The organism is Nitrospira sp. ND1 (assembly GCF_900170025.1).
In the GTDB taxonomy this organism is placed as follows: Bacteria; Nitrospirota; Nitrospiria; order Nitrospirales; family Nitrospiraceae; genus Nitrospira_A.
The window spans coordinates 1-23465 of sequence record NZ_FWEX01000005.1; the positions used below are offsets into that span (position 1 = coordinate 1).

The window sequence follows — 23465 nt, forward strand, 5'->3', positions numbered from 1 at the left end:
AGAGCTCCTACCGGCTCAAGGAGAAGCTGAAAGCGGGGCTCGTGCGAATGGACGACGCGACGACGACGTAATCCGGGTGGGGAATTTTCGATGCCCCGAACTGAGGACATTTGGGTGACCCTTGACACGCGAGTACAGATCCAGCAGCACGGCCAGATACAGCCAGCCCTCCAGCGTCCAGACGTAGGTGATATCGCCGGCCCAGACTCGGTTGGGCTGTGGCACTCTGAACTGACGGTCAAGCGTGTTTGCCGCCACGGGCAAGCCGTGCGACGAGTACGTCGTGGCCCGCCACTTCTTCACGGTCTTGGCCCGGAGGCCATCGTGGCGCATCAGCCGCGCCACGCGATGCTCTCCCACCTGGTGGCCCTGCTTGCGGAGCGCCCGCCAGATGCTCGGACTGCCGTAGGTCTGGCGACTGTCCTGATGGAGCACGCGGATGGTGACCAGGAGCGTCCGATTGGCGGCCGCCCGCCGACTCTCGGGACGTCCGCGCCACGCATAATACCCCGCAGGGGAAACCGCCAGTGCTCGGCACATGAGGCGGATCGGATAGCGACGGTCGTGTTCCTGAATGACTCGGTATCTCATCGCGACTCCTTCGCGAAGAACGCCGCCGCACGCTTTAAAAAATCCCGCTCCTGCTTCAGCACGGCATTTTCACGCCGGAGCTGGATCAGTTCCGCCTGTTCGGCCCGGAGAGATTGCCGGGTCTGTCCACGCTCCTCTGCCTGCTGCTGCTCCGCTCGCCATCGGTAGAGGAGATGATCGGCAATCCCCAGATCCCGCGCCACCTGGGCGACGGGATGCCCTGACTCCCGGACTAACCGCACGGCTTCTTCCTTGAACGTCTCCGTATACGACCGTCGTGTCTTCGTGCTCATCCTGTCCTCCGATTTTCTCATTCTCCCACGTATGGAAGTGTTTGTGAAATCGGGGGAAGGTCACTCTAAAGAGTTACCGATTCTGAGGACTAGGCCTCTCACCAACCTCAGCATATAGTTGAGAACAAGAGCGACTCAACTCACCCGTGCTGGTCCCAGTGAGAGACAAAGGAGGCGCGATGAAAAATCGATATAGCCAGCGAGTATCAGTAGATTGTTCCGCCATGTTTGCCGGGGAAAACGTTGTTTCCGAAGGGCGGATTCTCGACCTCTCCCTCCCAGGATGCCTCATGGAAAGCTCGAAAAAGATGTCCGCCGGTGAATATATCCAACTTCGGTTATTTCTGCCGGACCACCAGGCTCCGCTACATGTCGCACTTGCCGCCATCAGATGGGCCGAAGGCTCGAAGGTTGGCATCGAGTTCATCCGCACATCCCAATCTGAACAACATCGACTTGAACAATTCGTGCGGCGGAGTTCCAGATGCGATGCTTCATCGACATTGAGCGATAGGGGTGTCCTTGCTGGAACAGCGTGGAATGAGAAACAGTCGTAGCTGTTTCCGCAGATTGATCCCCAGGGAAGTACTTGCCATGCCGAAACACTTCAAACTCCGTACTTACCAGAGAGCCATGATTTGCGGAACGGGATACTATCTCTCGGAAGATTTTCTGGGGAAAGGCACCGTCTGGGATATGTCATCGGGAGGATGGCGTATCCAAGGAGACCATCAAGTCAAGATCGGCATGCTACTCACCCTGCGAATGGAGCTGCCTGAGGAGAAAATGCCGTTGGAAATCGAGCAGGCTGTTGTTCAGTGGGTCAGCGGAGAGGACTTTGGAGTCCGTATCAAGAAAATCCGTCGGTCGGCGGCCATTAAACTAGAGCGTCTTATGGGACACCACCTGTGCATACTTCCTCCTGTCGAGCACTAGACATCCTTCACCTCTTCCGTCGCTTCTTCCAGATCAGTAAGATCAAGATCTGCGCGTTCCTTCAACATGGAGGGATGCAACCCATACTTCTTCAGCATCTTGTAGAAATCCGCCCGATATCTCCCGGCGAATTGTGCAGCCCGCGAAATATTCCCGCCCGTCATTTGCAGCACATTACGCAAATAGGAGCGTTCAAACTCTTCCTTCGCCTCGGTTAGTGGCTTCAAGCCGATATCTGACGCCACACCAGCCGTAGGGAGTAACTCTGGCAATACCATATCTTGCCGGGACATTACGACAGCCTTTTCGACAGCATTTTCGAGCTCTCGCACATTGCCAGGCCATGGATACACCATGAGTCGATGCATGGCTGCAGGAGTAAAGCCACGAACATCCTTATTCGAACGTTTAGCGCTCTGCTTCAAAAAATGCTGCGCAAGAAGCGGAATATCGTCTTTCCGCTCCCGCAGCGGGGGGATAGCTAGAGGGACTACGGATACTCGGTAGTAGAGGTCATGACGGAAGGTTCCGGCTTTTACGCTTTCTGTCAGGTCCTTGTTCGTGGCTGTAATGATGCGCACGTCTACCTTGGTTGCGTAGTCCGCCCCCACCTCCCGCACTTCTCGCTCCTGTACCGCACGTAGAAGTTTCACTTGCATGGGTAAGGACATTTCAGCAATCTCGTCGAGAAAGAGAGTGCCCCCATTCGCACTTTGGAAGAGACCTCGCTTGGCCGCGACTGCATTGGTGAAGGCGCCGCGAATATGTCCGAATAATTCACTTTCAAAGAGGGTCTCGCTGATTGCCGCACAATTTAAGGCTACAAATGGCCCTTTGGAACGACGACTATTGGCATGAAGTACGCGCGCGAGCACTTCTTTCCCAGTTCCGGTCTCTCCGGTCAACAGAACGGTCGCATCTGAATCTGCAATCTGCGCAACTTGCTGGAACAATCGTTGCATTGCGGGACTTCTGGCAATCACGTTCTCCAGTCCGTATAGCTCCTTGACTAAAGATTTTAGGCGCTGAATCTCACGCGTCATTCGTAACTGAATCAGCGCCTTGTCGAGGGTCGCCTTTAGTTCTTTATCATCGAACGGCTTCGTCAGGTAGCCGAAAGCCCCGCGTTGCATCGCCTCGACGGCATTGGGAATGCTCCCATGAGCCGTAAGAATGATGACCGGCAGGCCCGGCTGGATCTGCATGAGTTCTTCGGTCAAGGCCAACCCATCTTCAGCTCGCAACCTCAAGTCAGTAATAGCGATGTCAAACGTTTCCTGCCGAGCAGCCGTGAGCGCATCGCGACCACCGGTGCACGGCGTCACAGAAAACCCAAGCGCCGACAGCCGCATCCTCAACAGATGCAACAATCCTTCGTCATCATCTACAACGAGAATGCGTTCCTGCTCCATGACGGCCCCTAGGGTTTGGAGGACTCCGGCTGTTGAGGTGAAAAAACATTCGACGGAGGTTTGATCGGGCGGGTCTTTCCCCTCATTTCCTGATCAATGCGCTTGAGGGCTTCTAACTGACTCGTGAGCTCCTCAATTTTTCTATCTCGATCACTGACTTGTCGTTGCAAGCTTTGGAGCGTAGCCGGCTCGACCGACATCCGCGGGTGTTCTCTTCTGGAATTGAACAATTCCGCCTTCCGCTCCTGGTCTTGAAGTTCCCGTTGCAACGCCTCGAGCGACTGAGCCTCACTATCCTGCAGCGCCCGTAATTGCTGAATTGTGAGTTCGCGATCAAGCAAGTCGTGTACGGTCCGCTCAATTGCCTGGGCCAAAAGCCTCTGTGTATGTGCAGTAGCCGGAGCATTCCAGACGGAACGCATCCAGGACTGATCGGCAGGCACTTCTTCTGACTGCAACAATTGCAGCCAGAGGCGACTCGACGCTGCCAGCTGACTCTTCGGCGCGACAGCAATAACTTTCTCAAAATACTGGCTTGCTGACTCCCGACTTTCATACAGAGACGCCAAGGCACGCGTGAAGAATACATGATCGCAGGTATTCTTACTAGCGCATTTTGGCACTAACTGGATTTCTTTACGTATAATGGCCTGCAACGCCTTTCCGTCGCTGCCATCACCATAAAAATAGGGTGTCTGGCCGGGGGGCGGAGACACAGTGCTGCAGGCTGACAAGAGGCCGAGTCCTAGCAGTACTGCCATGTTTCGCAGATGCCACACTATGCCAGTATCCCCGGTTTTGTCAGACACAAAATGAACCGCACAGTCGTTCCTTTTCCGACTTTACTTTCGACCCAGATACGCCCACCATGGGCTTCCACTACCTTTTTGGCCAGCGCAAGCCCCAATCCACTGCCGACCGAGACATGTCGTGTCTTGGTGCGGCCCTGATAAAAGCGCTCGAAAATATGCGGAACTTCCTCCGTCGGTATACCCGGCCCACAGTCTGTCACATCGACGAACAGCAACCCTTCATCACGCCGCGGCTCCATGTGCAACTTCACGGCCGCCCCCTCCGGGCTGTACTTCAACGCATTCGAGAGCAGATTGTCCAGCACTTGTTCGATACGAGCGCTATCAGCCCTCACCCAATGGCGTTCGACCGGAGCTTCGACCAGGAGTCGCACTTGTTTCGCATCCGCCAACAACCTGATTTTATTGACTGAGATGTCAGCGACCCGCCTCAGGTCGGTCGGAGCAAACCGGTACTCCATCATGCCGGACTCCATTTTCGACAAGTCGAGAATGGTCGAAATGAGGTACATCAACCGTCGGCTACTGTCGGACATGATCCGCAATGTCGTCCGCTGGTCCTGCGTCAGCGGGCCGGGAATTTCATCCAAGAGAAGATGGGTCCCCTCCTGAATCGAAGCCATCGGCGTACGCAGTTCATGGGACACATGGGCAAGAAACTCGCTCTTGATATCGTCGAGTTGCTGCAGCCTGGCCCCCATCCACTTCACCGTATCACCCAATTCTCGAAGTTCACGGGGTGCCTGACCATCCATTGTCGCCCGGAAATTCCCCTGCCCCATTTCCTGAATCGTCGACTGCAGTCGGCGCAACGGTCGCAGGATATTGTAACTTGCCACCGCAGCCATACCGAGCCCGAACATCAATGCCACCAACACCAACTGCCGTGTGACCGCTTCTGCATGAACTGAGCTCGCATGCGACTCATTCACCCCCACTGCGATACGCGCCTCATGGAGCCCGATGTACTGCTGTAGAGTCGACGCCATCTTCCCGGCCAGAGCGTCTCTCCGTTCATCATAGGCTGCGCTCGATTCCGCGGGTCGCCCAACGCCCTCAGCAAGTTGGGTGTGAAAAAGAGCCAAATGCGCCTGCTGGATCCGCTCGACTTCCCTCACCAACCGGATCTCCGGCTCGGAGGTGTCCCGCATGAGCAAGCCTTGCAAGACCAGTTGAAAATCTTTGCTTTCGGCGTCGAAGTGCTCGAGAAACGTGGCGGCCGGCACAGCCACATACTTTTTCTCGCTCTGAACTTGCTCGTAAAACGAGCTCAGCAGCCGTTTGGCCGACTCAATTTCAGGATGATGATGGGAGCCGACCTCGGTATTGAGGCCGGCCAATGTTCGAATTTGCAACAAAGCATAAATGTTGACGGCTGTCATCACCGCGATGATGACCACATACGTCAGAATCAGTCGCCAGAAAATCGAGAGGCGCACGACGGCGCATCCTCCCCGGTGAACCGCACGAGAACCAGAGCAATCGGCAGTGCAGGTTAAGCCATACACCACTTCGTGCACACCCTCAACAAGTTCTCCATATTGTGCAACGCACAGGGATGGATTCTGGATGGCTGGTACGCCTCCTATCGGGCGGAGTCGTGGAACTGCGATTGATACAAACGTTGTCGTCTGGAGGTTGCGGATAGGGCAACAAACAGGTGGCCGCGAAAGATCAGCATGCCGACCATGAGCGGTGGGGTCAGCAGCAGCGCGATCATGCCGGTCAGTTCCGCTGAAATCCCGAAATCTGTCAGCCAGGCGCTGAGCACGGTAAACGGCACAAACACCAGTTGAATGAAATCCAACCCGGCCCCCCGCCCCAGCTGACTGGATAGTTTAAAAAAGAGGGAGAGTCCAAGAGGCGCCAGTACCAAGGCCATGGGCAGGAACCATTCGATCCAGTTATCGAGCACGAAATCGTAACTCCGCTTCAAAACATCAAGGGGCGAATCGTGCCGGGTGAGATAAATGACTTCCGGGGCTGGATTCAGAAGGATAAACACGAGCAGCAAGCAGGCCGTGACTAGAAACTGGCTGTCAGGGTTCGCGCGCAGGCTCGTATCCAGCAGCAAGGTGGGAATCCACAACACGAACCCGACGCTTATCACGTCCCAGAAATAGTGCCCCATACTCTCGATCACGTCGCCGAGGGTAATGGCCCGCATACCCTTAATCGCCTGCTCGATCAAGCTGAGGATAGCCCCGATCAAGCAGGCATTGACCGCACCCAGCAGAAACCCGCCCAGCATCCCCAGGGGGCGGGCGATCTGGTGAGCCAATAACATGAGCAGCGTAAATACAATCACGGCGGGTATCGCCAGCCATCCACGGACCAGGGAACGACTGGTGGCGTGCAGGGCCTCCCGATAGAGATGCAGGGTAGAGGTCACGACAGTCAGCATGGATCAATCGAAAGGAGGTAGATGTTCATCTCAGAATGCCTCCGCCTGGAGAACCCTGTTCCATCTATCGGAGGCGGACAATAAGCCGGATACACCCGACAGGTCAAGTCGATCAGCACTGCCCTTGGATCTGGAAGCGTCGCGGGATACAGCCCGCCACGCGCTATTGACTTGCGCGTCGATATGATTATGTTCTTTCACTAGATACACCCACCCAGGAGTGAGCCACATGGATATGAACAGGATGACCATCAAGCTACAAGAGGCCTTGCAAAGCGCATCAGCCCTCGCCATGCGCAGGGGGCACCAGGGCATTGATGTCGAACACCTGCTCCTTGTCCTGATGGAGCAAGAAGGAGGGATTGCGGGATCCTTGTTTGAACAAGCCGGGGTGTCTCCTGCCGCCGTTCGCCAAGCAGCAGAGCAGGCCTTGACCAAGGTGGCTCAAGTGCATGGCCCCGGCGCGGCTCCCGGGCAGATTCATCTCACTCCCCGCCTGAGCTCGCTCTTGACTAAAGCTGAAGACCGGATGAAGGAACTCCGTGACGAGTTCGTGAGTGTTGAGCACATTATCCTGGCAATGGTGGAAGAAGGTGGAATCTTTCGCCGGCTCAATCTCACACACGAACGCCTGCTGACGGCCTTGCAGCAGGTACGAGGAAATCAACGAGTCACCAGCCAGGACCCGGAAGGCACGTACCAGGCGCTCGAAAAATACGGGCGAGACCTCACGAAACTCGCCGGGCAAGGCAAGCTGGATCCGGTCATCGGCCGAGATGACGAAATCCGGCGGACCATCCAGATTCTCTCACGTCGCACCAAGAACAATCCCGTCCTCATCGGTGAGCCGGGTGTCGGCAAAACGGCCATCGTGGAGGGACTTGCACAACGCATCGTCAAAGGCGACGTACCGGAGGGGCTCAAGCAAAAACGCGTGGTCGTCCTCGATATGGGTGCGCTCGTCGCCGGGGCCAAGTTTCGCGGCGAGTTCGAAGAACGATTAAAAGCCGTCCTCAAGGAAATTCAGTCGGCGCAGGGGCAAGTCTTGCTGTTCATCGACGAACTCCACACGGTGGTGGGAGCCGGCGCTGCGGAAGGTGCCATGGATGCCGCGAATCTACTCAAGCCTATGCTGGCCAGAGGCGAGATGCACCTTATTGGCGCCACCACCCTCGACGAGTATCGTAAACACATCGAGAAAGACGCCGCGTTGGAACGCCGCTTTCAAACGGTCCTCGTGGATCAACCGACCGTCGAAGATACCATTTCAATCCTCCGCGGCTTGAAAGAACGCTACGAAGTGCACCACGGGGTGCGGATCAAAGACGCGGCGCTGGTTGCAGCAGCCAAATTATCGAACCGCTATATCGGTGACCGGTTCCTGCCTGATAAGGCCATCGACCTGGTCGACGAGTCTGCCGCACGCCTTCGAACGGAGATCGACAGCTTGCCGGCCGAGTTGGACGAAGTCTCGCGCAAGGTGCTTCAGCTTGAGATCGAACGGGAAGCGCTGAAAAAGGAAACGGATGCGGGCAGCAAGGCACGGCTGCAATCGATTGAAAAAGAACTGACCGAGAAAAACCGCGATCTCCAGGCGCTCAAGACGCGCTGGGAGTCCGAGAAAAACTCGGTCAGTAAGCTCAGAAAAATCCGTCAGCAGATCGAAGAAGTGAAACAAAAAATCGAGCAGTTCGAACGAGCGTACGACCTGAATAAGGTCGCTGAGCTGCGCTACGGCGAGTTGCCACGGCTCGAACGGGAGCTTGAATTGGAACAGCAACACCTCGGCAAGAAACAAAACGAAAGCCGCCTGCTCAAAGAGGAAGTGGATGAGGAGGATATTGCCGCCGTCGTCAGTCGGTGGACCGGCATTCCCGTTACCCGCCTGGTCGAAGGCGAAATGGAAAAACTCCTTAAGCTGGACGAACTCCTCCACCGACGTGTGGTAGGGCAGGAGCAGGCTGTCACAGCAGTCGCGGATGCCGTCTTGCGGGCGCGTTCCGGCATCAAGGATCCCAATCGCCCCATCGGATCGTTTTTGTTCCTCGGGCCCACCGGTGTCGGTAAAACAGAACTGGCGCGGGCGCTATCGGTTACGCTGTTCGATGATGAGTCGAACCTCATCCGCATCGACATGTCAGAGTATATGGAGAAGCATACGGTCGCGCGACTGATCGGCGCCCCTCCCGGCTATGTCGGTTATGAAGAAGGCGGCCAGCTCACCGAAGCCGTGCGGCGACATCCGTTCTCCTTGATTCTATTCGACGAAATCGAAAAGGCGCACCATGACGTCTTCAATATCCTCTTACAGGTACTCGACGATGGGCGGCTGACCGATTCCCAGGGCCGAACCGTGGACTTTAAGAACACCGTGCTGATCATGACGTCGAACATCGGGAGCCAGCACATCCTGGAAGCACAACAAGCCGGGGCCTCCTATGAAACGATGAAAGCTCAAGTGACCGGCGAACTACGGGCACACTTCAGGCCTGAATTTTTAAACCGGGTCGATGAAATCGTGGTCTTCCACGCCTTGGGGAACGAACACCTGACGAAGATCGTGGACATCCAGCTGGAGCGGTTACGTGCCAGACTGGTGGAGCGGCGGATTACCCTGACGGTGACGCCGGACGCGCTGCAGAACCTCGGGCGGCGCGGATATGATCCCGTGTATGGGGCGAGGCCGCTGAAGCGGCTCATTCAGCAGGAAATCGAAACCCCTATGGCGCGCCAGCTGATCAAAGGCGAGCTACGGGATGGAGATACGGCCGTGGTGGATCTGAAGGACGGGCACATTGCCATCGTACCGACGATCGCGTCATAGATGACGACCGCACAAGTGTAGAGGGGCGGAACACTCGGACGGCGCTATCCGATGAACACCGCCCCTCCCTTTGTGTCCGTGTCTTTGCCGCTGAAGCGTTTCTTATCGATCCGCCATTCGGTTTGCGACACGTCCAGGCGATGCCCCTTGATCGTGTGGAAGGAACCCCGGCTGAACACGACCCGGTTTCCCTCTTTTAACTCCAAGGTAAAGACGACCGTCCCCGACTCTTCGTGCTTCAGCGACACACTCGTCGGACTCTTGGCGAGCTGATAGGCGCGCCGCTCATTGAAGGTCAGATTGCTATCGACCACTTTCGCCATCATGCGGCCCACGTCGTCGAACAGCGCGAAGTTCACGAGCAATGCCCGCGCCGGTTCCTTGATGGCCACTTCAAATTGCGGCACCCCTTCGATATCGATGATGCCGTTGGAATTCCGATACAGATTGGAACCGACTTCAATATCCATCGCCGCGACTCCTTATCCTGCACGGCACCGGGAGGTGCCCGTCATGCCTTCTTGATACGGTCCAAAATCAACGCGATACAGCCGCCTAACAATCCTCCGCCCAGAATCGTCGTCAACAACTCGACCAGCTTGAGCTCCCACACCGATCCTTGAGCCTGGAGCGCTTCGCGGATCCCGCCCTGCAGCAGAATCACCGCCAACGCCATGGTCGCACCGACAATGAACCACCAGGCGAAGACTCGCGCCGTATGGATGACAGGAGATTCCTTCACAACTCGACTCGTCGATCAAAACTCCGGTACTGAATCGCTTCGGCCAGATGCGCGGGACCGATACTATCAGACTCGGCCAGGTCGGCAATAGTACGCGCCACACGAAGGATGCGTCCATGGGCACGGGCAGAAAGCCCTAACCGGGTCATGGCCTGCTCCAGCAGCTCACGGCTCTGCATATCCAATGCACAATACTGCTTCAGGTGGCGCGGTTTCAATTGGGCATTGGTGTAAATCCCATCGCCACGATACCGTTCCGCCTGGCGCGCCCGCGCAGCCATCACCCTCGAGCGGATCACAGCGGAAGAATCGCTCGTGGCCACGTCGTCGCCAAGCGCGCGAATCGGCACAGCCGGCACTTCGATCTGCAGATCAAGACGATCCAGCAACGGGCCGGACAAGCGCCCCCGGTACCGTCGCACTTGCGCCGCACTACAGACACAGTCCTTGGTCCGATCTCCATAGTAGCCACAGGGACAGGGGTTCATTGCAGCCACCAGCATGAACCGGGCAGGAAATCGCAGGGAACCACTGGCGCGCGTCACGGTCACATGCCCATCTTCAAGTGGTTGCCTCAGGCCGTCCAGCGTCGCACGCCCGAACTCGCCGGCCTCATCCAGAAACAGCACCCCGTTGTGGGCCAACGAGACTTCTCCCGGTCGTGGTATCGTTCCGCCACCGATCAGGCCGGCATCGGAAATACTGTGATGTGGGGCCCGAAACGGCCGCCGCCGCATAAGAGGCTGCTCTTTGGACAATTGCCCGACCACGCTATGAATGCGACTGGTCTCCAGCGCCTCCTCCTGAGCCAACAAAGGCAAGATTCCGGGCAGGCGACGAGCCAGCATCGTCTTGCCTGCGCCCGGGGGTCCCATCATGAGCAGGTTATGTCCGCCGGCTGCAGCCACCTCGATGGCCCGTTTCGCATGCGCCTGCCCCTTCACGTCGGCAAAATCTTCATCTTCGGGAAGCCCGGAAGAGGCCGAACCATCCTGCGACACCGACACCTTCGCGATAGTCAACGCGCCGCGCAAGAATTCCACGGCCTGCGGCAACGTATGAATCGGGAACACTTCTGTGCCCTCGACTAGAGCCGCCTCCCCGGCGTTCTCAGCAGAGACCAGCACCGGATGACGACGGCGACAGACGGCACCGATCGAAAGCGCGCCGGGGATAGGCTTCAGGCGACCGTCCAGCGAGAGTTCACCTACAAACACAAAATCCTTCACCGCTTCAGGCGGAATGAGATCTTCTGCCGCCAGAATGCCCAGGGCAATGGCCAAGTCCAGGCCGGCACCTTCCTTCTTGATATTGGCGGGCGCCAGATTGACCGTGACTTTTTTCACAGGAAAGTGAAAGCCGCTATTTTTGAGCGCGGCACGAACCCGGTCACGACTCTCACGCACCGTGGCATCGGGCAGTCCGACGATAGAGAACTGAGGAAGACCGGAAGAGATATCGACTTCCACGTCAACCAGATGCGCGTCGACGCCCACAATCGCTGCACTTAAAACGTTGGCCAGCACAGTCCCCCCGGGTATCCGTCGTTCGGATCGAAAAGTGCACAACAAGCAATCAGCTGCAAACCGGCTTCAGTGGCCGAATTATAGGCAGTCGATCCCGCTGAATTCAATTGCCACTTCCCCGTCTCTTGTTGGCCCTCCTCCCTGCTGTAGCGTGCCCTGCGGCTGTTCTGTATAATGCGGCATGCCCACAGCATGTCACCCTCGGCGCAGTGCAGTCCCTCCATCTAGAATAATGGGGCCGTCGGGAACCAGTCAGGGGACGGTATTCAGACGCTCACATCGACCGCACCTTCTCGCGACCGCGCTGTCACTGGCGCTTCTTTTCCCTGCCATCGCTCTCAGCCAACCCTGGAACGACAAACCGGGCTCAACGATGCAGCCGGTCGCCCAGCCGTCACGAACGTCGTCGGTGTATATCGGGTCCGTCATGGCCCTGCTCGCCACGTTTGAAGACGCCGGCATTCTGCCACCGGAAGGTACGCCTCAGGCCAATGGCATCATCAAGGCCGTCATTCAGTTTCAATCGGCTTTTTTAAAGAGTCATCATCCCGCGATCCGGCAATTCTTTACCGACGCCCATCGCGTCAAGCTTGGCCCTCGCGCCGAGGAAGTCGAAACCTCCTTTCGTCGAAGCGGCTGGTCGGCGGATACTTTTGACGCAGTGATGGCGGTCGGTCAAACGGACAATGCCTGGAACACCCAGGGACTGAGTGATGGATTCCGTGAATTCAATATCGGCAAGCCGGACTTCGATATTCTTGCGCGACTGTATGAACAGAGCCGCGCCGCATTCTCCACACAGGGCAAGACCTTTCAGGAAGTCTATGCCCAGCGGCGCCGGGAAATGCCCGGCACAAAGTCGGAATGACCGTCCCCTAGCAGCGAGCGCCGACGATAGCGGTCGCATTTTTTCTCACGATTTGTAGCCCGAGGAGGCATCATGGCAACGAAAGCGTACATTCTCATCAAGGTCAAGGCAGGCAAAGGCAAGTCGGTGCTCAGCGCCCTGAAGAGCATTGCCGGCGTGGAGCAGATTCACGCCTGTTTCGGCCAACCAGACATTTTCGTCTTTATCAATGTGGCGGATGAACGGGCGCTCTCGGATGTCGTGATTACGCGGATTCATGCGATCGAGGGAGTGGAGGAAACCGACACTCACATCGTGGCGGAAACCTAGCTACAGGTATTCGACCGGCACAACCCGTCCACCCTGCTTGGCTGAAGCATAGCAGGCTTCGGCAATTTCAACCGCACGCTTGCCGTCTTCGATCGTCACCGGAGGCGGCAAGCCGTTGCGCACAGATTTCACAAAAGCGCGGAGCGTCCCGAGCACAGTCGGCTCCGCAATGCTCGGCCAGTTGCCGGCGCCATGCCTGGCAGAGACCAGCGCCACTCGCTGCCCGCACCAGTCCGCCGATAACTGCCCTTCGCTTCCAATCAACTCCACTCGCCCGACCCGTCCTGACGACACCCGCGACACATCCACAAGGCACACCAGACCGCCACTAGTGGTCAGACGTCCCACGATCCGACGCTCTGCGCCATCCGGCGGCACCACATCCATCTCGCAGGACACCGTTAGAATCTCGTCTCCTGTCAAGACACGAGCCAGGTCCAAGAGATGAATACCGGTCTCGAGCAAAGAGCCGCGTCCGCCGAATCCCCGCCCGTCCTCACTCATCCCATGAGGCTCCATTCGACTGGCCAGGCTAAGATATTGGAGGGTGCCGATCTGTGCCTGTTGCTCCCGCAGCACACCCACGGCGGCATCAAACCGTAACGTGTGTGCAGTCATCATGATCTGCCCGCTTCTCTGCGCGGCCTGCGCAATGGCACGGGCGTCCGTTGCCGATATCGCCAGCGGCTTCTCAACCAACAATGCTTTCTGCGCCTGTACCACAGCCAGGCAGATCTCCCGATTGAGTTCCGGCGGAGTCACGACGACGACGGCCGCCACACGAGGATCCGCGATCAACTCATGATAGTCGGGATAACAGGGCACCGCCGGCGCGAACGCCAGACCATTTCCCCCGGCGGTCCGACGGCGGCTGACCGCCGCCAGACGTGCTTCAGGCAGGTCCTGCAGAAGGTGCTTGGCGTAGCGGCTACCATGATGGCCGACGCCGATCAGTCCGATTCCAAGAGGTAAACCCGGTTCGTGAGACATCGTTGTCGCGCACTCTACCGACCGCCCGGCAACGGGTCAATATGCCGTGACCACTCAGCCCTCGCCTCGATTGACAACGCCCAAATACGCTCCCTATAGTACCGGAGGAATTCGCCCGAAGCCGACGTCAATCGAGAAAGGACCTCATCGCCCATGACTACTCAGGCAGCACCCTTTTCACTGGATCAGATCGGAACCGGTACGGCTCGCTTCCCGAGTGGTATGGCCATTCCCACCGCGACGGATGCCATGGTGGATCCCTATATCCGCACGCGCGTGAGCAAAGACGTGCAGGTGGAATGTATCCAGTTCTGGCCGCAAGACAAGACCGCCTACCCCGGCATTGTGCTGTTGCATGACTGGTGGGGCATGAATTCTCAGATTACGGATCTTGGCGCCAGATTGGCCTGCGAAGGCTACGGAGTGATTATTCCCAAGTTATACGGACGACTGGGCGGCATGGTCACCGCCAACGCCGAGGTGGCAGAGGCACTCATGGCCAAGTGCAATGAAAAGCTCCTGCTCCAGGACATCAATACCTGCTGCGAATATCTCAACACCACGGAACACACCAAGCGCAATATCCACGGTGTCGTCGGGTTCGGGATGGGTGCGTCTCTGGCGATCCGGTTCGCCTGCCAGCGCAAGCGACTGCGGGCCGCAGTCGCATACTATGGAAAGGTCACCGCTCCCGACCAACTGACGAATATGATGAGTCCGTTGCTCTATCACCAGGCCGAACAGGACACCTGGGCGACGCAGCAGGATGTCGATCATCTCCGGGCCGCCGCGAGCCAAGGGAAGCGCATCGAGATCAAGACCTACCCGGGGGCCTCTCACGCCTTCTGTGACGAGACACGTCCGGCCGGCTACCAACCAGAGGCCGCAACCCAGGCCTGGGATACCACCGTCGCATTTCTCAAAACCTCTTTTCAAGGAACATAGCGGACACCGATGGGCAAGGCCGCCGGTCATGGAGGGCCGTGCAGTGCCTCTCGCCCGCTGCTCCGCACGGAAAGAAAGTATTCGCACTCATGCCGAATCATTCAGTTCGCACCCTGCTCATCGCCTGTTGTGTCACCGCCTTGCTGGCGGCGGCAGTCGTTGCCGGAGCCGATGAGCCGTCGCCCCAAGCCAAACCGACTCTTGCCAATCGCCTGCCCGCCTTTCACGACCTGGTGCGGGCCGATGCCGCACCGCTGGCGGCCCTCCCAACCCAGGGCGATTCGCTGAGCCTGTTTAAGACGGTAATCGGCCCGCAGCTGGGCTTGAACGACGTCGCCATGACCCTCGGAGCCAAGGGTCTCACGCCTGCCATGAGCCAGGAACTCCTGATCCCCGATCTCACCAAGTCGGCCAATGAACTCGTGCGGGGACTTGCCGCATGGCAACTCACAGAAGCCGCCAAAGATTCCAGTATCTCCGCGGGAATAGAACAACGGGAGAGCCTACAGCGACAGATCGAATCCCAGATGACCTGGTTGACCGAAGGCACGACCCTGGAGACACCTCTGCGCCAGCTGTTGGCGCTGCTCAAAGAATTCCCGACACAGGAAGCAGCCGTCCCCCTACAGGGAACGGCCGCTCAAATCGAAGCATGGGCAATCGATACCGTACATCGGGAATGGTTCCGTCTCTACAATTGGAAGGATCAGGTCCGTCAGCAGCGTGGCCTCACACGATTGTGCGGCACATGGCAATGGTCGATTCACAATCATCAGAACCATCGCGAGGAAAAAACGGCCGTGATCTTCGCCCCGCCTGGAATCGCGTCGTCGACCAGTCCTGCGGAAATCATCGTCCTTGGCGACAGCGTCTATTTGCGATGGGAAACCAGGGCGGGTGTGCAGGAAGACAGTCTGTTATTTTCCGGAGAAGGCCAACGCCTGGAAGGAACATTTGTGAATACGGCAGGCGGATGGGGGTCGATTACCGGCAAACGTACCGCGACCTGCGTGACGGACGGAGGGGGAAAACCTGCGCCGTCACCACGTCGCCAGCATCACTGAACACGTTCCGCGCGCCAGGCGGTCCAGGCCACACAGGCCCATCCGGAAATAAAGGAGACACCGCCGAAGGGAGTCATCGCCCCCATCCACTTGATTCCCGCCAGCGCCACGATATACAAACTGCCGCTGAACAAGAGAATCCCGATGCAAAAGAGCCAACCGGCCTTCACCGCCAGCGAATCGTCCGTCTCACGAACCAGCCAGGCTACGACAAACAGACCGAGAGCATGGTACATTTGGTAGCGTGCCGCCGTTTCATAGACGGCAAGCATGGAGGGATCCAGAATCGATTTGAGCGCATGGGCGCCGAAGGCACCTGCGGCCACGGATGTTGCAGCGAACAGGCCGCCGAGAAACACAAACCGGAACGAGCGCGCCGACACAGCCATACGATCCTCCTGAACAGCCACGGCCCTTGGCAAAGGCACGGCGCGCGATTCTAACACGACTCTCGCTAAAAAATGGGCACACCTACCCCGCTTGAATGTCCCCGTTGCCTGATGGCGAATCCTGACGCCGCTCAATATTGCGAATGCGGCTACGACTTTACGCCGCACTTCCAGGGATTCCCCATAAAACCCGCCTCCGACATAACGGTTCGCAAACGCCTGTTCCCGGACGAAATGGGGCGCGGCAGTTTTCTGCTCGGCATTCTGCTGATCTGGCTGGCGCTCTCTGTCGGCGAACTCTATCGCATACGCATCGAACTGCCACGCCGCCCGAAGATGGAATTAGGGCTCAGCAGTCTGATGGTCGGCATGACCGATCTTGCCGCCGCGCTTGTCGTCGGGGCGATCGGCTGGGCCTGCGTGTGGATTGTGCTGGCAGCTCAGAGCAAGCGTGACGGCAGTCTCTGCCCGAAGCGCACCACGTTCATCGTCACGTTGGTGGCTGCCGGCGTGCTCTTCGTGACTCGAACGATCGACCCGAGCGTGCTCGTCCAGCACGTGATGCAGATTCTGTTCATCCTGGCCATCGCGATTGCGTCGTATTATGCAGGCTGTCGGAACTGGTTGGGGAAATGGTGATCGCCCCCGGCCGACTCTGCTTCGGATGACCGAAAAGTGAATCGCTGAGGGAAACTGCTGCGGAGACGGGAGGAAGACCTGATCGTATCGACTGCGACCGCGTCACTTTTGGCAGAAGTAGAGATAGAAGTCGGCAAATTCCTCAGCGGGAATGCCTAAATGCACCCGCTTCGTCGTATTGCCACACAGCAGGCTCCATTCCGCCGCAATCTTTGCCAGTTGCTCATCGTTCACACCGTGCGTGCTCCACAGATTGACCGACGCAGAGCTGAGCACAACGGTGATCGTCTGCAGTGACGGCCCATAGCTGAACTTGAACTCATACCCGCCTCGAAACAAGAGGATCACACCTTCACGGGATCGAAACCCTCGATGCTTGCACTGCGTGCACACCAGTACGTCCAACCCGGTATAAGGATCGTAACCGGAGGCGTCGGTGCTCAGGAGCCCGTTGCATTTGTGGGTCGGACAGCGGAGAGGGGTCGGACCGTTCGATGCGACCAGGTCAGGACCAGGAACTGCTCCCGCGGGTGGTTCCTTGGGATCTGTCGGCCCTGAAGAATTATCGTGCGGCACAGTGACCTCGGCGGTGCGTTGTACCATCCCTGAATCTCCCGCAAGAGCGCGTCAAAAGTACGATGCCACGGTCAACTATGGCAAGTATATCAGACATCGTCATATGCCCAGGACGCGGAATACATCGGCAAATACCCTTCTGAAAACGGTCCGAAACCTAGAAGATCGATGAATGCGCCGCCCCACTCTAGCACGTTGAGTTTCTTCATAAAGGTTTTTGACGGGGCTCAATGTGTGCAGAGAATAGTTCGCACATCGCACCGGCTCAAATTGCAAGCTGCCAGGTCCTGTGACCCTCTCAATCACCATTGACAGAAACAGTCTGCTCATGTATCCATTGGATACATGAGCCCTGAAGAATTCAAACGCGCCAGATTGGCTCTCGGTCTCACCCAACAAGCCCTTGCGGACCAGCTCAAACGCAAGCGGCTCGCCATTGCTCGCTATGAAGGCGGGACACGCGCAATCCCCGGCGTCGTCGAAGTGGCGCTGCAATCCTTCGCACAGTCATCCCGGATTCCGCTCGTCGGGGTTGTGGCTGCAGGCGATCCCGTCGAACCCATCCCTCAAACCGAACGCATTGAGGTCCCCAAGAGCATGCTCGGGCGAGGAGAAACCTTTGCTTTGCGGGTCAAGGGAACCTCCATGCGCGACGACGGCATTCTCCCCGGCGATGTGGTCGTCGTACAGAAACAAGATGTGGCTCGAAACGGCCAAACCGTGATTGCCCTTTTGAACGGCGAGGCCACGATCAAAACCTATCACCGTACAGCAGGCGTAATCGAGTTGCACCCGGCCAACGAAGCCATGACGCCTATCCTGGTGCACGAAACCGACACGTTTCACATTGAGGGCATTGTCGTCGGCGTGATCCGGCATCTGAAACGCTAGGTGCGCTCATCAGACCGCGTGAGCGAAGACCATGGATCGTCAGATTGTCTGCTTTGCCATCCCCTCTCTGCAAATCGCGCTGGCGCGGTTGAGCCAGCCATTACTCAGAACCCGTCCGCTCGCGATCGCCACGATCGACACTCCTCGTGCGCTTCTTCGTGAGATCTCCACCGAGGCGGAACAAGACGGCCTCCACGTCGGCATGACACTCGACCGAGCGCGCCGCCTCTGCCCGTCCCTGCACGTTCGTCCCCCGAATCCTCGCCAGGTCGCCACAGCCAACCATTCGATCCTCGGTGTGATCCAGCGGTATGCTCCGACCTGGGAGCCCGTTCTCCCCGGTTCTCTCCTGATGGACCTCACCGGGACCACACGCCTCTTCGGGTCAACCTGTGATGTGGCGGCCACAATTCAAGCGGAGGTGCTCACACAGTTTCACCTCGAAGGCGTGGCCGGCGTGGGAAGCAATAAACTCGTCGCACAGACAGCCGCGACCCTGGTGGAACCCTCCGAACTCTACGATGTCCAATCGGGATCGGAGCGCTTCTTTATGTCCCCTCTGTCGATTCGAGCCTTGCCCGGCGTGCATCGCCCCTGCATGCGCACGGTACTGAAGCGATTGCACGATCTCAACCTCCGCTCGTTGGGAGACGTGGCAGACAGCCCTCTAGACGCCCTCGAAGCGGCACTGGGCAACTATGCCGGACAACTATCCCGATGGGCACAGGGCATCGACCCAACGCCGGTCCTTCCGCCGGTCGCCCATCCGGTCCTGAACGACACCGTCACCCTTAACCCCGATGAGGTGGACGATGCACGGCTCCAGGGACGACTGGCAGATAGCCTGCAAAGACTCTGTCGCACCCTCCGTAGCCAACACCGGATGTGTGGCGGGCTCTCCTTGACCCTTCGCCACAGCGATCAGCGCGAGGTCACCTCGAAGGCGCGGGTGATTCCGGAAACCTGCTGGGAGATCGATCTCTCCGGACTGCTCCAGGGGCTCTTTCAACGCGCCTTCCGGCGGCGTATCCGTCTTCGCGTGATGACGGTCACGTTGACCGACCTCACCGGCTTTGCTGAGCAGGGATCGCTGTTCGAAGAACGGCCACCGGAGGAGCAATGGGCTCGTAACCGGAGCCGGCGACTCGCCGTCGCCCTCGACCACCTGCATCAACGGTTCGGTGAACAGGCGATCCGTTATGGGAGAACGCAGTGAATGTCGTCCGGCTTCGTGCATCTCCACACCCATTCATCCTATTCGCCCATGTGGGGCATCCCGACGCTTGAAACCCTCTGTCAGGCTGCTCGCACACAAGGGCAGGACAAGCTTGCCCTCACCGATACCAACGGCCTGTATGGAGCCATCCGGTTTTTAGAGGTCGCGAAGCACGAAGGGTTGAAACCGATCCTCGGGGCTGAGCTCGTTCATAAGGCACACCGTGCAGTGCTGTTGGCCAAAACGCCGGCTGGTTATGCCAATCTCTGCCGTCTTCTCTCCGCTCGTCACGAGGAGAGCACCTTCGATTTCATCGCGGCTGTGGCAGGCTATCGAGCCGGGTTAATCATTCTGTCCGACGACCTGTCAGCATTAAAAGCTTGGCGCAAGGACTCCCCGAAAGATTTGTATGTCGAACTTTCTCCGGGATCGGATATCCAGGAGGCGCTCACCTTCAGCCGGGACAACAGGCTGCCGCCGGTGGCCACCACCCGCGCAGCCTGTCTTCATCCTGCCGACTTCGATGCGCATCGTCTGCTGCGCGCCATCGCCGACAACACGACATTGTCCCGGCTCCGCCCGGAACGCTGTTGTGCACCATCCCACTGGCTCATGCCGCCGACAGTCATTGAGCGGTACTTGCCGCATGTGTCCGAATCGCTTACCAACAGCCGGCGTATTGCCGACGACTGTTTCACCAACTGGAGCTTCAAAGAAACGATCTTCCCCTCGTTCCGTCAACTTTCGACAGAAGCTGCATTTGAGTCGCTGCGCACGAAGACCTACGAGGGCGCACAGCGGCGCTATGGCGCCCTATCCGAGACGGTGCGGCACCGGATCGAAGCAGAGTTGGCTGTGATTCGAGAAAAACGCTATGCCGACTACTTTCTGGTGGTCGATGAGATTGTCCGGGAAGCGCCTCGTACCTGTGGACGAGGATCCGCAGCCGCCTCAATCGTCTCTTATTGTCTGGGCATCACCCATGTCGATCCGATTCGACACAATCTGCTGTTCGAGCGCTTCCTGAACCCAGGCCGGCATGACCCGCCGGATATTGACATCGACTTTCCATGGGACGAACGTTCGAAGATTCTCGAACGGGTGTTTGCGCGCTATGGGGCAAAACAAGCGGCGATGGTCGCCAATCAAAATACCCTTGCCCCGCGTGCAGCCATGCGTGAGATTGCCAAGGTCTACGGCCTACCGGCCGCTGAGATCGGCAAGGTGCTGGATCTGCTTCATCGACGCGCCGATTTCGTGAATGTGACCGAGGATTCGACCTTACAAACCTGGGCAAACGAAGTCTGTCGCGCCCTGCAATTGCGCCCACCCTGGCCGGACATTATCTTCCGGGCCGGACAACTGCAGGGACACTTCCGCCATCTCAGCCTCCACCCCGGCGGAGTGGTCTTGGTTCCCGATGAGATCCGCCGGTATGTTCCGGTGGAAACCTCTGCTTCCGGTTGGCCCGTCATTCAATGGGAAAAAGACCAGGCTGAGGATGCGGGGTTGGTCAAAATCGACCTGCTCGGCAATCGTTCCCTCGCCGTCATTCGTGATGCCCTGGTTGCCGTCCACCGCAACACCGGCCGCCTGATCGACTACGAACTCTGGGATCCGATCAGCGATCCGGTCACACAGGAATTGATCCGCCGCGGGGATACAATGGGCTGCTTCTATGTCGAGTCTCCGGCAACCAGGCTCTTGCTCAAAAAACTGTGGACGACCATGCCGAAGGCACGCCGGGCCCACGCGGATGTCTTTGAATATCTGGTGGTCGTGTCTTCCATCATCCGTCCCGCCGCCAATGTCTATGCCGATGACTTCGTCCGCCGATCCCACGGCCATCCCTACCGCTCGTGGCATCCCTTGCTGGATGAGGTCTTGGCTGAGACGCACGGGATCATGGTCTACCAGGAAGATGTGATGAAGGTGGCGGTGGCCTTGGGCGGATTCTCCGTACACGACGGCGATCAGCTGCGCAAGATCCTCAGCAAGAAGCACAAGGAACGGCAGCTGCGAGACTATCAGCGACAGTTCTACGAAGGGGCTGCTGCACGAGACGTTCACCGATCGACGACCGACAAGATCTGGGCCATGATCATGAGCTTTTCAGGCTATAGCTTTTGTAAGCCGCACAGTGCGAGCTACGCCCAGGTATCCTTCAAATCGGCCTACTTGCGGGCACATTATCCGGCCGAGTTCCTGGCCGCCGTTATCAGTAATCAAGGCGGGTATTATTCGGCCTTCGCCTATCTGTCAGAGGGACGGCGCATGGGGCTCACGATTCTTCCACCGGACATTAACGCCAGCGACTGGGCCTATCGTGGATCGGGCCGGGCCGTCCAGGTTGGCCTGATGCAGCTCAAAGCCCTACGCAAAGAGTTCGCTCAGAGGATTGTTGTGGAGCGGAAGAATCACGGCGCCTATCGCTCGCTACAGGATTTTCTCGTCCGAGTGAATCCTGAGATCGCCCAGGCCACGCTGCTCATCAAATCGGGCTGCTTCGATTCCATCGCCGGAGAACTGACCCGGCCGGCGCTGATCTGGCGACTCTTCGCCGCCCAGTCGGGGAAACCTGCGGGCTGTCTGCCGATTCCACCGGAGTACTCGGCTCAGCAGAAGCTCGGCCATGAACTGGAGCTGTTCGGCTTTCCCCTGAGCGGACATCCGCTGGAGTTCTTCAAAGACGTAGTCGCGGGCCGATCGCATCTCCCGGCACGGGACCTGGCACAACATGTCGGGAAGCACGTGACCCTCCTCGGTTGGATGGTAACGGAGAAAATCGTGTCCACGAAGCAAGGCGAGCCGATGGAGTTTGTCACCTTTGAGGATCAGACCGGCCTGTATGATGCCACCTTTTTTCCCGACATCTACCGGCGGTGCTGCCACCTCCTCGCCTCAGATCAGGCCTACCTCGTCACCGGTGTGGTGGAAGAACATTTTGCGACCGTGACGGTCACAGTCACACGACTTCGCCCCTTATCCGCTCCCGGCGCAGAGGATACCATCGTACTTGAGGAGGACGCGGGAGAACCGTACACTGAGCGGCATGACACTCTCTCCCCTGATCCGCTTCGGCACCTCCACCTGGACCTATGAAGGCTGGAAGGGGCAGATCTATACTCGCACCTATACGAAAACCGGCTTCACACGCGACTGTCTCGGGGAATTCTGCCAATATCTCTACAAAGGCGAGCCACTCTTTCGCACCGTGGGGAATGATGCGACGTTTTACCGGCCTCCCACAGCGAGCCAACTCTCACGGTATCTCAACCAGATCCCAGAAGACTTCGAGATGTGCGCCAAGGTCTGGGAAGAAATCACCATCCCCACCTATGCCACACATGCCAGGTACGGGATCAAAGCCGGACAGCGGAATCCGAACTTTCTCAACGCGGACGCCTTCATCAAGCTGGTTGTACAACCCTATCGGGACGCACGATTCGGCCCGCACACAGGGCCGTTCCTATTCGAATTTCAACGCCACGGACTGTCCGTCCAGGAATTCTGCAGCGAATTAGACGGGTTCTTCGCACGTCTGCCGAAAGACTTCCGGTATGCCGTTGAAATCCGGAATGCGGGGATGCTGGGCCCTCAGTACCACGAGGTGCTCAGACGACATGACGTGGCGCATGTGTACAATCACTGGACCTTCATGCCGTCCCTCGCCGAGCAGCATCAACGGATGAGGACCTTTACCGCACCGTTCAGTGTGTTTCGTCTCCAGACCCCCCTCAAGATGACCCACGAGGCAGCTAAAAAACGTGCCGAACCGTACAACAAAATTGTCGGTGAATTGCCTGAGATGCGGCAGGACACCGTACGACTTGTTCGACAAGCAGTCGGCGAAAATCGAACCACTTATGTACTGGTCAACAACCGGGCGGAAGGCAATGCGCCCCTGACGATTCAGGCCCTCGTAGAATCACTGCGCGAGTAAGGGCACCTTCTGACAGTGTGATGTTGGCCCATCACCTGCTTCCCACGCAGGCGCCCTCCAATTCGACCCGGCTATCCCCGCTCTAAGCTTTCCCA

24 protein-coding genes are annotated in these 23465 nt (G+C 58.0%); 12 read left to right on the forward strand and 12 right to left on the reverse strand.

All coding sequences use genetic code 11. The annotated features are described in order from the left end of the window. Positions 1-15: 15 nt before the first annotated feature. The gene (locus tag NSND_RS00255) at positions 16-591 is read right to left on the reverse strand and encodes an IS3 family transposase (protein ID WP_080877063.1); all 576 of its coding nucleotides are present in this window, start codon (positions 589-591) and stop codon (positions 16-18) included. Continuing rightward, entirely contained in the window at positions 588-884 is a 297-nt protein-coding gene (locus NSND_RS00260) for a transposase (RefSeq protein ID WP_159450544.1), read from the reverse strand. Before NSND_RS00260 ends, NSND_RS00255 begins: the two co-directional genes overlap by 4 nt. Before the next feature lie 179 nt (positions 885-1063). On the opposite strand from NSND_RS00260, the gene NSND_RS00265 reads away from it, so the two are divergent. Next, complete coding sequence (locus NSND_RS00265; protein WP_080877065.1) at positions 1064-1441, forward strand: PilZ domain-containing protein; 378 nt, start codon at positions 1064-1066, stop codon at positions 1439-1441. 37 nt (positions 1442-1478) lie between these two features. Beyond that, entirely contained in the window at positions 1479-1820 is a 342-nt protein-coding gene (locus NSND_RS00270) for a PilZ domain-containing protein (protein ID WP_080877066.1), read from the forward strand. Here the strand turns inward: NSND_RS00270 and NSND_RS00275 are convergent. From NSND_RS00275 to NSND_RS00290, 4 genes are all read right to left on the reverse strand, one after another. Beyond that, the gene (locus NSND_RS00275; RefSeq protein ID WP_080877067.1) at positions 1817-3232 is read right to left on the reverse strand and encodes a sigma-54-dependent transcriptional regulator; all 1416 of its coding nucleotides are present in this window, start codon (positions 3230-3232) and stop codon (positions 1817-1819) included. The genes NSND_RS00270 and NSND_RS00275 overlap by 4 nt on opposite strands. 8 nt (positions 3233-3240) lie before the next feature. Beyond that, entirely contained in the window at positions 3241-3993 is a 753-nt protein-coding gene (locus NSND_RS00280) for a hypothetical protein (protein WP_143833333.1), read from the reverse strand. A 17-nt stretch (positions 3994-4010) separates the two neighbouring features. After that, positions 4011-5483: a sensor histidine kinase gene (locus NSND_RS00285; RefSeq protein ID WP_080877069.1), complete on the reverse strand. Its 1473-nt coding sequence runs from the start codon at positions 5481-5483 to the stop codon at positions 4011-4013. Positions 5484-5629: 146 nt separating this feature from the next. Further along, on the reverse strand, positions 5630-6448 hold the full coding sequence (locus NSND_RS00290) for a hypothetical protein (RefSeq protein WP_080877070.1): 819 nt from the start codon (positions 6446-6448) through the stop codon (positions 5630-5632). 229 nt (positions 6449-6677) lie between these two features. Here NSND_RS00290 and clpB point away from each other — a divergent pair, with 229 nt between their 5' ends. Further along, entirely contained in the window at positions 6678-9272 is a 2595-nt protein-coding gene (clpB, locus tag NSND_RS00295; protein ID WP_080877071.1) for an ATP-dependent chaperone ClpB, read from the forward strand. Between the two features lie 44 nt (positions 9273-9316). On the opposite strand, the gene NSND_RS00300 is transcribed toward clpB, so the two are convergent. Genes NSND_RS00300 through NSND_RS00310 form a run of 3 tightly spaced genes read right to left on the reverse strand, consistent with a single transcriptional unit; the run spans position 9317 to position 11540 of the window. Beyond that, on the reverse strand, positions 9317-9742 hold the full coding sequence (locus NSND_RS00300) for a hypothetical protein (RefSeq protein ID WP_080877072.1): 426 nt from the start codon (positions 9740-9742) through the stop codon (positions 9317-9319). A gap of 41 nt (positions 9743-9783) precedes the next feature. Further along, complete coding sequence (locus tag NSND_RS00305) at positions 9784-10014, reverse strand: hypothetical protein (protein ID WP_080877073.1); 231 nt, start codon at positions 10012-10014, stop codon at positions 9784-9786. After that, positions 10011-11540 (reverse strand): YifB family Mg chelatase-like AAA ATPase, encoded by a 1530-nt coding sequence (locus NSND_RS00310; RefSeq protein WP_080877074.1) that lies wholly within the window; start codon positions 11538-11540, stop codon positions 10011-10013. Before NSND_RS00310 ends, NSND_RS00305 begins: the two co-directional genes overlap by 4 nt. Positions 11541-11913: 373 nt before the next feature. On the opposite strand from NSND_RS00310, the gene NSND_RS00315 reads away from it, so the two are divergent. Continuing rightward, entirely contained in the window at positions 11914-12408 is a 495-nt protein-coding gene (locus NSND_RS00315; protein WP_080877075.1) for a hypothetical protein, read from the forward strand. A gap of 72 nt (positions 12409-12480) precedes the next feature. Continuing rightward, entirely contained in the window at positions 12481-12717 is a 237-nt protein-coding gene (locus tag NSND_RS00320) for an Lrp/AsnC family transcriptional regulator (RefSeq protein ID WP_080877076.1), read from the forward strand. On the opposite strand, the gene NSND_RS00325 is transcribed toward NSND_RS00320, so the two are convergent. Next, positions 12718-13707, reverse strand: a complete 990-nt coding sequence (locus NSND_RS00325) for a Gfo/Idh/MocA family protein (RefSeq protein ID WP_080877077.1) — start codon at positions 13705-13707, stop codon at positions 12718-12720. A gap of 153 nt (positions 13708-13860) precedes the next feature. Between NSND_RS00325 and NSND_RS00330 the strand changes: the two genes are divergently transcribed. Both NSND_RS00330 and NSND_RS00335 read left to right on the forward strand, forming a co-directional pair. Next, entirely contained in the window at positions 13861-14652 is a 792-nt protein-coding gene (locus NSND_RS00330; protein ID WP_080877078.1) for a dienelactone hydrolase family protein, read from the forward strand. An 89-nt stretch (positions 14653-14741) separates the two neighbouring features. Beyond that, positions 14742-15716, forward strand: coding sequence for a hypothetical protein (locus NSND_RS00335; RefSeq protein WP_080877079.1), 975 nt, complete (start codon positions 14742-14744; stop codon positions 15714-15716). On the opposite strand, the gene NSND_RS00340 is transcribed toward NSND_RS00335, so the two are convergent. Then, positions 15710-16105 carry a DUF423 domain-containing protein gene (locus NSND_RS00340; RefSeq protein WP_080877080.1) on the reverse strand — a complete coding sequence of 132 codons (396 nt, stop codon included), beginning with the start codon at positions 16103-16105 and terminating at the stop codon, positions 15710-15712. The two genes, NSND_RS00335 and NSND_RS00340, sit on opposite strands and share 7 nt — an antisense overlap. A 111-nt stretch (positions 16106-16216) precedes the next feature. Between NSND_RS00340 and NSND_RS00345 the strand changes: the two genes are divergently transcribed. After that, positions 16217-16744 (forward strand): hypothetical protein, encoded by a 528-nt coding sequence (locus NSND_RS00345; protein WP_143833334.1) that lies wholly within the window; start codon positions 16217-16219, stop codon positions 16742-16744. A gap of 102 nt (positions 16745-16846) precedes the next feature. Here the strand turns inward: NSND_RS00345 and NSND_RS00350 are convergent, their stop codons facing one another. Next, positions 16847-17347, reverse strand: a complete 501-nt coding sequence (locus tag NSND_RS00350; protein WP_080877082.1) for a hypothetical protein — start codon at positions 17345-17347, stop codon at positions 16847-16849. Between the two features lie 318 nt (positions 17348-17665). On the opposite strand from NSND_RS00350, the gene lexA reads away from it, so the two are divergent. From lexA to NSND_RS00370, 4 genes are read left to right on the forward strand one after another with little or no spacing between them, the layout of a single operon-like run. Continuing rightward, entirely contained in the window at positions 17666-18211 is a 546-nt protein-coding gene (lexA, locus tag NSND_RS00355; protein ID WP_080877083.1) for a transcriptional repressor LexA, read from the forward strand. A 31-nt stretch (positions 18212-18242) separates the two neighbouring features. Then, positions 18243-19427, forward strand: coding sequence for a DNA polymerase Y family protein (locus NSND_RS00360; RefSeq protein ID WP_080877084.1), 1185 nt, complete (start codon positions 18243-18245; stop codon positions 19425-19427). Next, positions 19428-22529 (forward strand): DNA polymerase III subunit alpha, encoded by a 3102-nt coding sequence (locus tag NSND_RS00365; protein WP_080877085.1) that lies wholly within the window; start codon positions 19428-19430, stop codon positions 22527-22529. After that, a complete protein-coding gene (locus NSND_RS00370; protein WP_080877086.1) occupies positions 22480-23370 on the forward strand; it encodes a DUF72 domain-containing protein in 891 nt (296 codons plus the stop codon). Before NSND_RS00365 ends, NSND_RS00370 begins: the two co-directional genes overlap by 50 nt. The last annotated feature ends 95 nt before the right edge of the window (positions 23371-23465 follow it).